Consider the following 14,314-nt stretch of genomic DNA (forward strand, 5'->3'; position numbering starts at 1 on the left):
CTCCTAATTTTCCTAAGGTGAACCGTTTACTAACCCGCCTAGCGGATTAGTAAACAGCAGATGCTATAAATTGTATTGCGCCATCACCATTTGATAGTCTTCGATCGAATTGGTCGCAACCAAGCTTTCGATCAACCCCTCAGTCATTAACAGCTCTGATAGATTTTGAATATTTTCCATATGCTCTTCCGCATTTTTCGCAGCTAAAGTGAAGAATAGAATTGCTGACTTTTCTTCATCTTCTTCCTGGGTGTCAAAGACGACTGGCTGTTTCATCTTAGTAAAGGAGATCGCGGTTCCAAAAACGCCTTCGCTCTCTTCTGACGAATGAGGCATCGCGACTTCCGGAACAATCACGATATAAGGACCGTGCTCTTCAACACAGCGGATGATTTCATCTACATACTTCTGGTCAATGATTTTTTTCTCCATTAATAATTGGCAGCTTTCGCTGATGGCGTCTTTCCAGTCCGTCAGCTCTTTGTCTGAGTAGCGCACTAAGTCATTATCGAAAAAATACTTTAACATCTTGCTTTACCTCGCTTCTTATAAGAATGATGGGAACGGCGTATCATTTTCAACGGAAAAAGCATCATCAAAGCCACGATAGAAATTAAATTCTAAATCATCCTTATTGGTTGGATAAGTGAATTTTCCACCGACTTGCCAAATATAAGGTTTAAAATCATACTGCAAACGATCTTTTTTGAATTTCCAAATCTCCGTGATTTCTTTCGGATCAGCCATGAAGTTCGCCCAAATATCATAGTGAACCGGAATCACCACATTAGCGTTTAATGATTCCGCCATTCGCAGCATATCGACAGAAGTAACTTTATCCGTGATACCACGAGGATTTTCCCCATAAGCGCCTAAACAAACATCGATTTTATGCTCGTTTCCATGTTTTGCGAACATGTTGGAATAATGAGAATCCCCTGCATGATAAAGATTTCCACCGGATGTTTCGAATAAATAATTGACCGCGATCTCGTCCATGTCTTGCGGCAGTTTTCCTTTTAAAGTAACTTCTGGATCTTCACAAGTCACTAACGCTGTCCGGTCAAAGGCTTCTAACGCAACCACGTTGATGTCTTTGATTTTTACTTCATCTCCCGGTTTGACGATAATCGTTTTTTCTTCTGGGATGCCCCATTTCAACCAAGTCGCGACAACCTCTTTTGGCCCGACAAATTTTGCTTCCGGACAATTTTGATGAACCGCCGCCGCCGTGTTGATGTCTAAATGATCCGAATGGATATGAGTGACGACTAGCGCGTCTACATTTTTGACTTCAAAGGGATCAATCACAAAAGGCTGCGTCCGTAAATTCGGCTGCATTTTTTGGACGCCGCTCATGCGCATCATTTGATGGCCTTTTTTCATCATGCCGTTTCCATGACTGCGTTTGCCGGTGCCACACCATAGGTCGCATAAAATATTTGTACCTTCATGACTCTTCAACCAAATCCCCGTACAACCTAACCACCACATGGCGAAGGTGCCTTCTTGTACTTGTTCTGTCTCGATCTCTTCGTTTAAATAGGTTCCCCATTCAGGAAACGTTGATAATACCCAGCTTTCTTTGGTTACTTCATTAACGTGATTGCTCATTTATTTTTCTCCTCACATGATTTTGATATGATCTACACTTAAATCATAATTCGTAAACAACGTTATGAAAACCCTTTTATATGACTCTTTGAACTTTATATGACTTTCTTTGCTTTTGTTATGATTTTCTTTGTATAATGACTCATATAAGAACAAGGAGCCTTTTTAAGAACTCTTTAGTCAGGAGGAAAGCAATTGAAAAATTCTATCGAAACGATCAACAAGCGTCATAAAGACATCCTTGATATCCTGCAAAGCAATGAGCGGATGACGACACTTGAATTATCGGACGCCTTAAATGTCTCTCTCAGTACTATTAGAAGAGACTTGAATCTATTAGAAGAAAAAAATGATATCATTCGTAAATATGGCTACTGTCTTTACAATTATCAAAACAAAATGGATTTTGATCAATCGGGACCCACCCGGATCAAACAATTGATTGCCAGAGAAGCTAGTAATTATGTAAGCGATTACGATACAGTGTTTATTAATTCCAGCTCTACCGCTTTGCAAGTCATTGATTTTCTACACTCGGATTATTTGACGATCGTCACAAATAATTTGAAGGTCAACGGCTCACCGCGAAAAGACAATTGCAACTATATCTTGACTGGCGGCGAGATGCGTTTTCCAAAGGAAGCTTTAGTCGGTGACATCGCTCTCGGTACGATTTCTTCAATGAACGCCGACGTTTGCGTGATCGGCTGCAGCGGTGTCAGCCTTGAGAGCGGCGTCACGACTAAAATTCTAAATGAAGCAAAAATCAATGAGCTGATGATCGACCAAACCATTAAGTGCAAAATATTGGTCGCAGATTACCGCAAGATCGGATTGACTTCTAAATTTAAGATCGCTGATATTTCTGTCTTCGACTATTTGATTACAGATCAATTCAGCTCTGCCGAAACTTTAAATGAGATCGCAAAAATGGGTGTTCAGATCATTCAAGTTGACTAAACTTTATGCTGAATAGATCAGCTATCTATTCTTAAGGACCACTCCTTGAACAAAATAATCATTATTCTCTTTTTATAAGCGTTCCTAGAGATTCTTCCGTGGTAAAATAATAAGATAGAATGACGGACTTAATGATAAAACCAAGGAGTTTAGCGATGAATACTCATGACTTATATCAAAAATTAGAGGTTGCACCAGTAATCGCCGCGATTAAGAGCGAGGAAGAATTGACAGCAGCCTTACTGACCGAAGTGGAAGTTATTTTTGTCCTACAGTCCCACTTGATGCAGCTGGCGGAGCTCTCAGAAAAAATCAAGCAAAGCGGCAAAATCGCGATTCTTCACGCCGATCTCGTGAAAGGCTTATCGTCTGATGAAATGGCGATTGATTATATTAAGCAAAAGACTGCTTTTGACGGCATTATCTCAACAAAATCCGCCATCGTGCGTTATGCGAAACGCCATCAGCTATTAGCGATCCAGCGTTTCTTTTTACTGGACTCCTCTGCCTTGACCAATGTGGAGCGTCAGCTGTTACAAACAGAGGCAGATCTGGTGGAAGTTTTACCCAATGTTTCGCCTAAAATCATCAAAGGTTTAGTGAAGCAGTCCCGCAAACCTTTGATCGTTGGCGGCCTGATCCATGATAAAGAAGATGTCTTAGGCGCGCTAGGAGCGGGCAGTTTAGCAGTTTCCACTACGGATAGCCAAGTCTGGTCGATTTAAAGATTGTTGTAAAGGATTAATGGTGTTATAATACAGGTAATTAAATACGTGCTAGAGATTAAAAAAGAGTATAGCAACAAACGTCAACAAACATTGGCGTCTGTTTCTTATACTCTTTTTTTGTGTGACTAGAGTTAGACTAGGAGGAATAACGATGTACGATATCACTATCATTGGCTGCGGGATCGTCGGTGCGGCGACCGCTTATGAATTAAGCAAGTATCAACTGAATACATTGGTTTTAGAGGCGGAAAATGATGTCAGCTTAGGGCAAACAAAGGCCAACAGCGCCATTATCCACGCTGGCTTTGATCCAGAACCCGGCTCATTGATGGCCAAGCTGAATGTTGAAGGCGTCGAACGCACAAAGGAGTTGTGTCGAAAACTTTCCGTCCATTATGATCCCGTTGGTTCCTTGGTCGTTGCTTTTTCTGAAGAGGAATTGCTGTTGCTTAAAGACCTTTATCAACGAGGAATTGAAAATGGCGTCCCAGACATGGAACTACTATACCAAAAAGAACTGTTAGAAAAAGAACCGAATCTTTCAGAACACGCCTTAGGGGCGCTTTACGCACCATCTGCAGGGATTGTCAATCCGTGGGAACTTTGTTTGGCATTAACTGAAACCGCCATTAAAAATGGTGTGCAGCTAACACTAAATAATCGCGTGACCGCTATCGAAAAAATCCCGGAAGGTTATCAAATCACGACCAATCAATCGGTCTATCAAACCAAAGCGATTTTCAATGCCGCTGGCGTCCATTCAGATGATATCCACAACCTGATCGCTGAACCTAATTTTGAGATTACTCCCAAGCGGGGAGAATATTATTTATTGGATCGCTCAGAAGGCACAGTCGTACATCACGTCATCTTTCAATGCCCTTCCAGCATCGGTAAAGGGGTGCTGATCAGTCCAACGGTCCATGGAAATTTGATTGTCGGCCCGAATTCTGAAGCCGTATTAAAAACTGACCTAGACAGCGGCAACGATACCGGCAATACCGCAGACGGCTTAAAACAAGTCGGTGAGCTGGCAAGGAAATCCGTGCCAGAACTGAATCTCCGCCAGTCGATCCGGAATTTTTCCGGCGTACGGGCTAATAGTACAATTGACGATTTTGTCATTCAAGAAGCAGCACCAGGCTTTATCGATTTAGCCGGGATCAAATCACCAGGCTTAAGCTCTGCCCCCGCGATCGCAATTTACGGAGTCGAATTATTGGAACAATCCTTACAGCAAAAGTTTTCGTTGAAGGATGATTTCATTGATACTCGTGAACGAATCGTTTTTCGTGAGTTAGATATCGACGGAAAGAATCAATTAATCAAACAAGACCCAGCCTATGGTCATGTGATCTGCCGTTGTGAGACCATTACTGAAGGTGAGATTCGAGACGCCGCTCATTCCCCTATTAAGCCTACTTCATTAGACGGCATCAAGCGTCGTTGCCACGCAGGCATGGGTCGCTGCCAAGGCGGCTTCTGCGGACCGCGTGTTTTGGAGATTTTAGCCGATGAGCTAGACCTGTCGCCGTTAGAAATTTTACAGGATCGAGCGGACAGCAGGATTTTAGTCGAAGTTACGAAGGGAGGGTTTTAAAATGCATGAATTGATTGTTATCGGTGGTGGGCCCGCTGGTTTAGCCGCGGCTTTAGCAGCCTATAAGCAAGGTGTGAAAGACATTTTGATCATTGAACGGGATCATCAATTAGGCGGTATTTTAAATCAGTGTATCCACAACGGCTTTGGCCTGACCTATTTTAAAACCGAATTGACTGGACCGGAATACGCTCAGCGTTTCATCGATATGCTGCAAGATACGTCGATCCAAGTTTGCCTTGATACGATGGTACTGGAAGTCACGGAAGACAAAAATGTCCACATCGTCAATCAGGAGCAAGGTTATCAAATCTTGCAAAGTAAAGCCATCGTTTTGGCGATGGGCTGTCGCGAACGGACGCGTGGTGCCATCGGCATTCCCGGCAGTCGTCCGGCCGGGGTTTATACCGCCGGCACTGCCCAACGCTATGTCAATATGGAAGGCTACATGGTCGGAAAAAAAGTGATCATTTTAGGCTCTGGCGATATTGGATTAATCATGGCTCGCCGCATGACCTTAGAAGGCGCAGAAGTTTTAGCGTGTGTGGAAGTGATGCCTTATTCCGGCGGCTTGACTCGAAATATCGTGCAATGCTTAGAAGATTACGATATCCCGTTACTGCTCTCTCATACTATTACCGATGTTCGGGGAAAAAGCCGGGTTGAAGCAGTCGTTGTCTCTGAAGTAGATGAAAACCGACAACCGATTCCGGGAACCGAGCAAACCTTTGAATGCGACACGATTTTATTATCAGTGGGACTGATCCCTGAAAATGAATTGAGTCGCGGTGCAGGTATTCCGTTGGATAATCGGACTCATGGTGCGGTCGTATATGAAAATATGGAGACGCAAGTACCGGGGATTTTTGCTTGCGGCAATGTGGTTCACGTCCATGATCTCGTCGATTTTGTGACAGCGGAAAGCGAACGGGCCGGAACCGCCGCAGCTCAGTACATTCTCCAACCTAAAAAAGAAGACGACAATAGCTTGATCGTTAAAAACGGCGAACATGTTTCTTATGTTGTGCCACAAAAAATTCGGGAAGAAAATGTCGACCGCAAAGTCGAAATGTTTTTCAGAGTCAATCAAGTGTTTGACGACTGTCAGATCACCATCAGTTCCCACGGTGAAATCTTAGCGCAAAAGAAAAAAAGCTACCTTGTTCCAGGTGAACTAGAAAAAATCAATGTCTCTAAAAAAGTGATTGATAAGATCAACAACAATGAAATTGAAATCTCTGTTCAGGAGGTTAACTAACATGAAAAAATTTATTTGTATTATGTGCCCCAAAGGCTGTCACCTAAGCGTCGACGAAGAAAATGAGTACCAAGTCAGCGGCAACAACTGCAATAAAGGCGTGAAATATGGCAAAGCCGAAGCGACGAATCCAATCCGGGTCGTGACTTCCACGGTCGTCGTCAACACAGGAGTAAAATCGGCCCGCTGTTCGGTCAAAACCGCGGACGGTATTCCAAAAGGTTCGGTCAAAGACGCCATGAGGGTCATTAACCGCGTTCGTTTACAAGCCCCGGTCTCGATCGGCGATGTCGTAGTAGAAAATCTACTGGATACTGGAGTCGATCTAGTCGCTACTAGTAATCTGGCATAAGAAAGGCTTTCGCGAACTCGCTCAGCTTTTGAGTAATAAGACCAAACTATTGATAAATGACTGAGAAACACAAAGTTTTAACTTTGATGTTGAACAGTTCCTACTTGGTGCTTCTCAAATTTCGAAATCGTTTTGCTTATTGCCGATAAAGCTAGTTCGTGAAGCCGGACATGAATATGCCTGCTGTAAAGCGATTTATTCATTTGAAAATTTTATACTTTCTTCATAGTTAACAAAAACTCGCTTAGACGTCTTTTCTTGCTACGTCTAAGCGAGTTTTTTCGATTATTTTAGAAAATAGCGGTTATAAAAGAAATAACTGGCAGCAAGCGCCGTTAGCGGTAAAATGATCACCGCGGCACTGCTTGTCAAAATACTGATCAGTAATTCCCCCACGAAGGCTTTGGAGTTGATCACTTCCAAAAAGGAATAATTTAAATCCTGAATCCAAATGATCAGTGCCAGACTTGATCCCATAAACGCAAAAAGCAAGGTATTGATTGTCGAACTCAAGATTGCTTGCACTACCTTCATACTAGAACGCCACAATTCCTTAAAGGTTAGATCCGCCGTCTGGGAAAAAATTTCATACGTCGAGCTGCTGACCGCCATGCTACTATCGATCACCGCTCCAGAAAAACTCATTAAAATGATCGAACGATTTAACGCTGAAAAAGGCACGTCGACCGACAAATCCATCATCTGCAATTCGTCCAATTCTTCAAGGGCGAAGCCATGAACCTGCAATAACTGAATAAAAGGCTGGGAGACCAGCGTAAAAACAAGCAAGAAAAACAGTACACAGAGAAAAGCGGCTTTGGTTTTTTGATTGACGTCATTGATGTAGAACAAGGTCACCAGCGTCACTCCAAGAAAAATCAAAAAAGTTACTGGATACACCGGAACATTTCGACTCAACAGAAACAACAGCAAAAGGAACAAGCAGAAATTCGCGAAGGTGCCAGTGATCATATAGATCGAGCTTCTTTTAAAAATGAGTACCACTAAGCCCACTAACAGTAACGTAAGAGCGATCAGCACATTCATTTAGTCGGCCTCCTCTCCTGAATCCCTTCAGTCACACCAAAGGCCGCTAATGCCAGCGGTACTGATAAAACGATCGCAAAGCCGCCACACAATGTGCGCAAAATTTCTAGCGATAAGTGCATTCCCATGACATCCGCAAAATTCCAGCCATTGGCAATATAAAAAACAAACGCCGGAATCGCTCCACTGAGATACGCGAACATCAAGACATTGATCATGGATGAGGCTGTATCCTGAGCAATCTGCTGACCTGAATGCATCAGCTGTTTCAAAGGCAGTTGGGGATTTTTTTCTCTGATCTCGTCTAGGCTGGAAATAATCGTCACCACGTTATCCATGCTGGCGCCGATCGCACCAATCAATAAGCCCCCTAAGAAAACCGAACGATACGGCCGCGTGATAAACTGCAGCTCTTCATAGCGCAAGCCATCGTCCTTCAACCAATGCATCGCCACTACACAAATAAAAAAAGCGAGAAAAACACTCAGCAAGGTGCCTAAAAGTTTCCGTACATCTAAATTTCTAAAGCCATAGGATGTCCCCATCGCTACAATAACCGCCACCACCGTATAGACGCTCATTAATCCTAGCAGCGACCATTGACTCGCCTGATGCAGCCACAAAAAGCCCACCAATAAAAAACTATTCAACGCTAAGCCAAGCAAAGCGGAAATCCCGCCCTTGCCGCTGATCAACAGCACCAACCAAACGAATAAAGCCAGCAACATAAATACATAGCCATCACGTTTTAACGAAAGCACTTGCCACTGGCTGCCAAGCTTTCGAATAATCAGTTGCTCACCTGGGCGATACAAAGGATGCACGCCTTCATTTTCATGATAGTCCGTCTCTAGTGTCGCCTGTCCGCTACGATTCAGCAGCGTTCCAGAAAGGGTTTGTTTATTTCCCTCATGAGTCACCTGTTCCACTTTTATGACTGCTTCCGGATAAAACAGACTGCTCTTAGCCTGAATCACTAAGCCAAGCAGAATGATTCCAGCAAATACCATCACATATACCAGCTTTTTCTTCATGGCAGACCTCCTTAAATATAGCTACTTTCTTCATTCTAGCATTTGTGAATAAGCAGAAGCGAATGGATAAAGCTGATTGGTCCAATTTTAGTTAATTCTTTGAATACGCAGCTTCCTTCCAAGTAAGCCACAAAAAGGAGCCACACTTTGACCTTGCGCAGCTCCGGAATTTTTATTTCTTTAGTTGTCCACGTTTCACGGCCTTGATGATTTTTAAGGCACGTTTACGGGTTTTGATATTGGGACTTTTTAAACGGCGATAGGCACTCGCCAGATCCGTTTTTTCCAAGTCGCTCACCTCCTTGTTTAATGGGCCAGCATTTCTTGCGCGATCGTCTGACCACTCATAGACTGCGGATAATAGGTCGGCCAGTTGTCTAATTCTTCATATAGGGCAGCCTGGCTCTCGCCTCCAACATAAATATGGAAGTGTGATGATTTACCTGGTGCAATCCCATGATCACTGAACTGAACATATTTATACTTACCCGCAGCGGGATCTTTCGTCTCAAAGGTGAAGCGCACCCCACGGTTGCCTTTAGCATAGTTTAAAATTTTATAACCGATCGCTTCATATTTATATTTATGATGCTGACCAGCCACTATAAAATCAATCTGATCGTCTTTGATCGTGATTTGATCAACGTCCGTTTGATAGCCTGTTTCGTAATATTCTTTGTATTCTGCCGCAGTCTTGTCGTTAGTCAATTTAGCTTTATAATCGAATACTTGATCCAAGTCACCTTTTTCCAAAAGTGGATAGACCGATTGCCACTTCCCATTAAAATCTGACAATGGACGGGCCTTCACTTGTGAATCCTTGAAATAGCCGTGATAGATCGTTTCTTCCGGTTTTGCTGCATGCTCCGGTTGAATCGCTTTTCCGGCGACGCTAGTGGTTTTCTCTAAAGCCGCCAGATTTTGCTCCATGATCGACAAATAATTTTCGCCGGCAGCTAGCTGCTTTTTAGTCAGGCTTTCTAACGGATTTAGGACGGCAAGTTTTACCTTTGTCTCGTCCGCCAAAGTTTGAGCCACTTTGCCTTGATTGTTGTTCTCTGAATAAATATAGCGGATTTGATTTTCTTCCACATAGTGTTTTAATTCCGCGATTCGTGAAGGGTCCGGTTCTTGATCCGGATTGATCCCAGAGATCCCGACTTGATTCAAGCCATAATCCAGCGCCAAATAACTAAAGGCGGTATGCTGGGTAACAAAATTCTTTTGCTTCGCCGCTTGCAAAGTCGTTGTATAGCTTTTATCCAAGGCCTCAAGCTTTGCTAAATATTTTTTTGCATTGGCTTCAAAGACGGCCTTTTTTTCTGGATAAAGGGCACTCAATTGTTCTTTGATCGATGTCACTTCTTTGATCGCTCGATACGGCGAGACCCAAGTATGGGGGTCCAACTCATGGTGATGCCCCTCTTCATGACTGTGATCGTGCTCTTCTTCACCGCCTGGCAATAGCAGCATTCCTTTTGTGCCTTCAACAATATTTGGTGAGCCTTTTTTCCACGATTTGATCGCTTTAGGTACCCACATCTCCATATTTTCATTATGATAAACAAATGCATCGGCATCCGTGATCTTCGCCAAATCCCTAGCAGAAGGCTCGTAATCATGAGGCTCCGTTCCAGCTGGCATCAATAAGGAGACCTCCGCCTCATCACCCACGATATTTTTGGTAAAATCATACACCGGATAAAAGGTCGCAACGATTTGCAACTTATCATTTTTGCTTTTGGTCGCCGCTTGATTGTTCTCTTTGCACCCCACCAGACCGATCAACACACATATACTAATAAAAATTAACCCTATCTTTTTCATTCCAAACCTCTTTCTTAAAACTATTTTTACCGCTGATTTTCATTTACCAAACCGACTTCACAATTAAAAATTACAACGAATCGTTAGACGAACATAAAATGATCCCTCAACGATCCTACACATATGAAATATCCCAAATCAAAATAGAGATACAAGCCCAATTTTACGTTCCTATTTGCGATACACAAATCGTAATGTTTACGTTTCAACAACGATACTTTATCATTCCCGAAAAAAGGTGTCAAGATAAAATAACATGAAATTTCATTCATGTGAATGCTGCTTCATTTTTAGCATTGGTCATTCTGCTTCTAACATCGATCTTAACGCTAAAAAAGCCCTCAAGATTTTCTGATCTCAAGAGCTTCACAACATCAATTTATTTTTTTCCGAATTCGGTCATCATTGAACCTTTCATCGCCCGCAGGCGTAACGCCATTGGGGCGAATCGACCAATGATATTCAATAATTTACTAGGGCCGGGATTAATAATTGGTTTATCTTTTTCGATTCCTTTGACCACCGCTGCAACAAAATCCGTTAGTTTCATATTCACCGGATTCTTTTCGCCATTTTCATGCATCGTTGGATTCAAATTGGTCTCCGAGACTAAGGGTGGTGCAACTTGGATAATATGCAACTTTTCATGTCCAAAATAACTGGCTTGGCCGCGAATCGCTTCGGTCAATGCGCCAACTCCAGCTTTACTAGCGGAATAAATCGGATGGGCCGTACTCGCCACATAAGCCAATCCTGAAGTAATATTCACCAATGTCGCTTCGGGCTGCTGCGCCAACAATGGTAGAAAAACTTTATCGATATTGATCGTTCCAATCAAATTGGTTTCGATTTCTTTCGACAAAGGAGCAGTTGCGTCAAAAAAATTTACGCCTTGCATGATCCCAGCCGAATTAATCACCATATTTAGTGTCGGATTTTGTTTTAGGATCGTCTCTTTTAAACGCTCAACACTAGCTAAGTCGCTAACATCGACTGGATAGCCGATCATCCCGGGATTTTCAGCTGTTACTTGCTCAATCACCGCCGGGCGGCGAGAAGTAACGATCACGGTATTATGCTTTAACAGGGCTTGGGCTAAGCCTAGACCCAGTCCTGAAGTTCCTCCGGTAATAAGCACGGTATTATTTTCTAATTTCATTTGAATTCCTCATTTACATTTTTTTGATTTTGTAACTTACGAAGTCACTATAAAACGATAAGTTACATTTGTCAATTAATGTAACTTCTGCTAAAATCAATTCATGGCTAATCTATCAAAAGAATTAATCTTACAAACCGCGTTCGACTTAGTTGAACAAAAACAAAACATTAAAATATCGTTGAAGGATGTCGGTGGCGCGTTAGGCGTCAGTCATGCCGCTCTCTATAAATATTTCCCCAATAAAAAGACCCTCTGGACTGAATTAGCGATGGAATGGCTGGACCAGCAGCTGATTGCGATTTTCCCCTTTGACACTTCTTCCTATGAGGACGTTTCAACCATTGCTCACGACTGGCTGTGGGCGTTGGCAGATGGAAAACGTCAAGCGAAGCAGCAGAATCCTGAGATGTTTTCGGTCTATACGACCTACATCGAACAAGACCCTGCCGCCTATCAAAGACACGCTCGCGACCTAGGTGAAAGCTTCATGACCGCCACTGGTAAGGATGAAGAATTTACGATTGGAATTCTATTATCTTTTATGTATTTTTCAGCGCCCGCCTATGCGATCCGCTGGGATGAACATTTTCAGCAGCAGTTTGAACTCGTTTGGGCCTTGATGAAAAAAAATTTTGAGTAACACAAAAAGCGATTAAAATCTTTTCGATTTTAATCGCTTTTTCTCACCCTAACAATGGCTGCATCTTTTTCCCACAATACTGACTCGTGGCTTTCAACAGCGGACCGATCAACAACACACCAACGATCGGACCAATCATAAATTTTCCCCCTAAGATCATCCCCGTCAGAAAACAAATACAATCGAGGCTCATGCGGACTTTGGCTAAATCTTGGGATAACCGTTTGCTTAATGCAAAGCTCAAAGCGATATAGCTTTCTTTACCGGCATTCGTCGCCGCCGCGATCCCTGAGCCGATTCCAATAAAAGAAATTCCTACTATGACGATCAGCAGTTTCAAAAAGGTCGGTCCTTCAAGTGCGACATGTTTGATAATCAGATCGGTCAAAAGACTAGTGGCTAAAGGATTTAACAGGGTTGCTAAGCCCAGTTCTTTTTTATCAATCAATGCCACGATCACAAGACACGTACCAGTAACAACGAGGGAAGCTTGACCGACTGTCAGCGGTAAATGCTGTGTCAGTCCTTCCCATAAAACACCTAGCGCATCGGCGCCTAAGCCGGTGACGACGCAAAGTCCAACGCCGACACCTACTAAAGCCGAACCTAAAACAGAAATCAGATTTTTTAAGATCATCTTCATCAATCCAATTTGGTGCCGTTTGAAGCGATCACGTCTTTATACCAATAAAAAGAATCTTTGCGGATTCGTTTACACTCCTTCACGTCATCATCGGTACGATCGATATAGACTAGGCCATAGCGTTTTTTGTAGCCGTTACTCGTGGACAATAAATCAATCGCTGACCAAGGCATATAGCCGACAACTTCAACCCCTAGATCCATCGCTCGTTTCGTTGCTTGGATATGTTCACGAAGATAGTCGATCCGATAATCATCATGGACTTTCCCGTCTGGTGTCAGCTCATCATAGGCGCCTAAACCATTTTCAGTAATCATAAATGGCACGCGGTAGCGCGTATACAGATCACGATAAACATATTCCAAGCCGATCGGATCAATCGCCCAATCCCAATCCGTTGTTCTAAGCTCTGGATTTGCACACATTTGATAAAAACCGGGATGAGTCTCAAAGCCAGACATATCGCCTTTCTTCCCTGAGATATTGTAGCCGGACCAGCGCCGTTCCTCGCCTTCTGGGCAAGCGTGGGCACATTGGCTGTCGTAATAATTGATCGCAAAGAAGTCAGACAAATTTTCCGCGAAAAATTCTTCGTCCCCGGCTTCCATTTTCGGGGCTAAACCGGCTTTTTGTAAATACGTTAAGGCTGCAACATTGTAGTAGCCGCGAAAGTAAACATCTAGGTAATAGGCATTCCGCAGATCATTGGCATTTAAGGCCGCTAGCTGGTCTTCTGGCTTACAGGTGCGGGCATAAACAGGCGCGTAGCCTAAAGCTGGACCCGCTAATGCACCAGCTTCATGAGCAAGTTTTACCGCAACGGCTTGCGCTAGATTCATATGGTGATTGATTTGATAACGTAATTGATTGTCGTCTTGATATTCCGGTAGTACATAACACTTTTGTGTCCAATACTGCACGATGATACTTTGTTCATTGATCGTGATCCAGTATTTGATATCGTCTTTAAATTCATTGATGACATATTTTGCAAAGACTTCAAAATCCTTGACTACTTCTCGTGATAGCCAGCCGCCATATTTTTCGACTAACGGCCATGGTAAATCATAGTGATACAATGTCGGGATTGGTTCGATGTCGTTGGCTTTCAATTCGTTGATCAAATCACGGTAAAATTGAATTCCCGCTTCGTTGACCACATCGTCGCCATTGGGGAAGATCCGTGACCACGCAATTGAAAAACGATAACTCGTAAAACCCATTTCTTTGAATAAAGCAATGTCTTCTTTGTATTTATGGTAATGATCGCTGGCAACACTGGCGTCGGCAAAGCCGAATTTTTCGTGTCGTTCAGAATTGATGATGTCTTGTTGGGATAGTCCTTTCCCATCCTCTTGTGCTGCGCCTTCGACTTGATAGGCGCTCGTTGCTGCTCCCCACAGGAAGTCTTTTGGAAATGCATTGTTCATATCTCTCGCTCCTCGTTTA

At 43.1% G+C, this 14,314-nt stretch carries 15 protein-coding genes; 6 read left to right on the forward strand and 9 right to left on the reverse strand.

The window, feature by feature from the left end; translation table 11 throughout:
• Positions 1–63: 63 nt before the first annotated feature.
• Both IGI54_RS11330 and ulaG read right to left on the reverse strand, forming a co-directional pair.
• Entirely contained in the window at positions 64–528 is a 465-nt protein-coding gene (locus IGI54_RS11330; RefSeq protein ID WP_216430522.1) for a PTS sugar transporter subunit IIA, read from the reverse strand.
• A gap of 18 nt (positions 529–546) precedes the next feature.
• Positions 547–1,614, reverse strand: a complete 1,068-nt coding sequence (gene ulaG / locus IGI54_RS11335; protein ID WP_430620749.1) for an L-ascorbate 6-phosphate lactonase — start codon at positions 1,612–1,614, stop codon at positions 547–549.
• A gap of 195 nt (positions 1,615–1,809) precedes the next feature.
• On the opposite strand from ulaG, the gene IGI54_RS11340 reads away from it, so the two are divergent.
• From IGI54_RS11340 to IGI54_RS11360, 5 genes are all read left to right on the forward strand, one after another.
• Positions 1,810–2,574: a DeoR/GlpR family DNA-binding transcription regulator gene (locus IGI54_RS11340; RefSeq protein ID WP_216430520.1), complete on the forward strand. Its 765-nt coding sequence runs from the start codon at positions 1,810–1,812 to the stop codon at positions 2,572–2,574.
• 155 nt (positions 2,575–2,729) lie between these two features.
• Positions 2,730–3,299, forward strand: coding sequence for a glycerol-3-phosphate responsive antiterminator (locus IGI54_RS11345; RefSeq protein WP_071862657.1), 570 nt, complete (start codon positions 2,730–2,732; stop codon positions 3,297–3,299).
• Positions 3,300–3,453: 154 nt separating this feature from the next.
• Positions 3,454–4,902 (forward strand): NAD(P)/FAD-dependent oxidoreductase, encoded by a 1,449-nt coding sequence (locus IGI54_RS11350; RefSeq protein ID WP_430620750.1) that lies wholly within the window; start codon positions 3,454–3,456, stop codon positions 4,900–4,902.
• Between the two features lies 1 nt (position 4,903).
• Positions 4,904–6,160, forward strand: coding sequence for an NAD(P)/FAD-dependent oxidoreductase (locus IGI54_RS11355; protein WP_430620751.1), 1,257 nt, complete (start codon positions 4,904–4,906; stop codon positions 6,158–6,160).
• A 1-nt stretch (position 6,161) separates the two neighbouring features.
• Entirely contained in the window at positions 6,162–6,512 is a 351-nt protein-coding gene (locus tag IGI54_RS11360; protein WP_216430516.1) for a DUF1667 domain-containing protein, read from the forward strand.
• Between the two features lie 285 nt (positions 6,513–6,797).
• Here the strand turns inward: IGI54_RS11360 and IGI54_RS11365 are convergent, their stop codons facing one another.
• From IGI54_RS11365 to IGI54_RS11385, 5 genes are all read right to left on the reverse strand, one after another.
• A complete protein-coding gene (locus tag IGI54_RS11365; RefSeq protein ID WP_430620752.1) occupies positions 6,798–7,559 on the reverse strand; it encodes a YibE/F family protein in 762 nt (253 codons plus the stop codon).
• Positions 7,556–8,593, reverse strand: a complete 1,038-nt coding sequence (locus IGI54_RS11370) for a YibE/F family protein (RefSeq protein ID WP_430620753.1) — start codon at positions 8,591–8,593, stop codon at positions 7,556–7,558. The genes IGI54_RS11365 and IGI54_RS11370 overlap by 4 nt, the downstream gene beginning before the upstream one ends.
• 172 nt (positions 8,594–8,765) lie before the next feature.
• Positions 8,766–8,882 (reverse strand): putative metal homeostasis protein, encoded by a 117-nt coding sequence (locus IGI54_RS11375; RefSeq protein WP_137614031.1) that lies wholly within the window; start codon positions 8,880–8,882, stop codon positions 8,766–8,768.
• Between the two features lie 17 nt (positions 8,883–8,899).
• Positions 8,900–10,420, reverse strand: coding sequence for a zinc ABC transporter substrate-binding protein AdcA (locus IGI54_RS11380; protein ID WP_430620754.1), 1,521 nt, complete (start codon positions 10,418–10,420; stop codon positions 8,900–8,902).
• A 379-nt stretch (positions 10,421–10,799) separates the two neighbouring features.
• The gene (locus tag IGI54_RS11385) at positions 10,800–11,579 is read right to left on the reverse strand and encodes an SDR family NAD(P)-dependent oxidoreductase (protein WP_430620755.1); all 780 of its coding nucleotides are present in this window, start codon (positions 11,577–11,579) and stop codon (positions 10,800–10,802) included.
• A 103-nt stretch (positions 11,580–11,682) separates the two neighbouring features.
• Here IGI54_RS11385 and IGI54_RS11390 point away from each other — a divergent pair, with 103 nt between their 5' ends.
• On the forward strand, positions 11,683–12,222 hold the full coding sequence (locus tag IGI54_RS11390; RefSeq protein ID WP_379946118.1) for a TetR family transcriptional regulator: 540 nt from the start codon (positions 11,683–11,685) through the stop codon (positions 12,220–12,222).
• A 43-nt stretch (positions 12,223–12,265) separates the two neighbouring features.
• On the opposite strand, the gene IGI54_RS11395 is transcribed toward IGI54_RS11390, so the two are convergent.
• Both IGI54_RS11395 and IGI54_RS11400 read right to left on the reverse strand, forming a co-directional pair.
• Positions 12,266–12,865 carry a YitT family protein gene (locus IGI54_RS11395; protein ID WP_216430510.1) on the reverse strand — a complete coding sequence of 200 codons (600 nt, stop codon included), beginning with the start codon at positions 12,863–12,865 and terminating at the stop codon, positions 12,266–12,268.
• Positions 12,865–14,295, reverse strand: coding sequence for a glycoside hydrolase family 1 protein (locus tag IGI54_RS11400; protein ID WP_216430509.1), 1,431 nt, complete (start codon positions 14,293–14,295; stop codon positions 12,865–12,867). Before IGI54_RS11400 ends, IGI54_RS11395 begins: the two co-directional genes overlap by 1 nt.
• Positions 14,296–14,314: the final 19 nt, after the last annotated feature.

Origin of the sequence: Enterococcus sp. DIV0800, assembly GCF_050559735.1 — a bacterium.
Lineage (GTDB): Bacteria > Bacillota > Bacilli > Lactobacillales > Enterococcaceae > Enterococcus_A > Enterococcus_A devriesei.

Bases quoted from the DNA above. Each gene is read 5' to 3' on its own strand.
- IGI54_RS11350 (WP_430620750.1), top strand. From the start codon at position 3,454: ATGTACGATATCACTATCATTGGCTGCGGGATCGTCGGTGCGGCGACC.
- IGI54_RS11395 (WP_216430510.1), bottom strand. From the start codon at position 12,865: ATGAAGATGATCTTAAAAAATCTGATTTCTGTTTTAGGTTCGGCTTTA.
- IGI54_RS11345 (WP_071862657.1), top strand. From the start codon at position 2,730: ATGAATACTCATGACTTATATCAAAAATTAGAGGTTGCACCAGTAATC.
- IGI54_RS11330 (WP_216430522.1), bottom strand. From the start codon at position 528: ATGTTAAAGTATTTTTTCGATAATGACTTAGTGCGCTACTCAGACAAA.
- IGI54_RS11385 (WP_430620755.1), bottom strand. From the start codon at position 11,579: ATGAAATTAGAAAATAATACCGTGCTTATTACCGGAGGAACTTCAGGA.
- IGI54_RS11355 (WP_430620751.1), top strand. From the start codon at position 4,904: ATGCATGAATTGATTGTTATCGGTGGTGGGCCCGCTGGTTTAGCCGCG.
- IGI54_RS11365 (WP_430620752.1), bottom strand. From the start codon at position 7,559: ATGAATGTGCTGATCGCTCTTACGTTACTGTTAGTGGGCTTAGTGGTA.
- IGI54_RS11370 (WP_430620753.1), bottom strand. From the start codon at position 8,593: ATGAAGAAAAAGCTGGTATATGTGATGGTATTTGCTGGAATCATTCTG.
- ulaG (WP_430620749.1), bottom strand. From the start codon at position 1,614: ATGAGCAATCACGTTAATGAAGTAACCAAAGAAAGCTGGGTATTATCA.
- IGI54_RS11390 (WP_379946118.1), top strand. From the start codon at position 11,683: ATGGCTAATCTATCAAAAGAATTAATCTTACAAACCGCGTTCGACTTA.
- IGI54_RS11380 (WP_430620754.1), bottom strand. From the start codon at position 10,420: ATGAAAAAGATAGGGTTAATTTTTATTAGTATATGTGTGTTGATCGGT.
- IGI54_RS11400 (WP_216430509.1), bottom strand. From the start codon at position 14,295: ATGAACAATGCATTTCCAAAAGACTTCCTGTGGGGAGCAGCAACGAGC.
- IGI54_RS11360 (WP_216430516.1), top strand. From the start codon at position 6,162: ATGAAAAAATTTATTTGTATTATGTGCCCCAAAGGCTGTCACCTAAGC.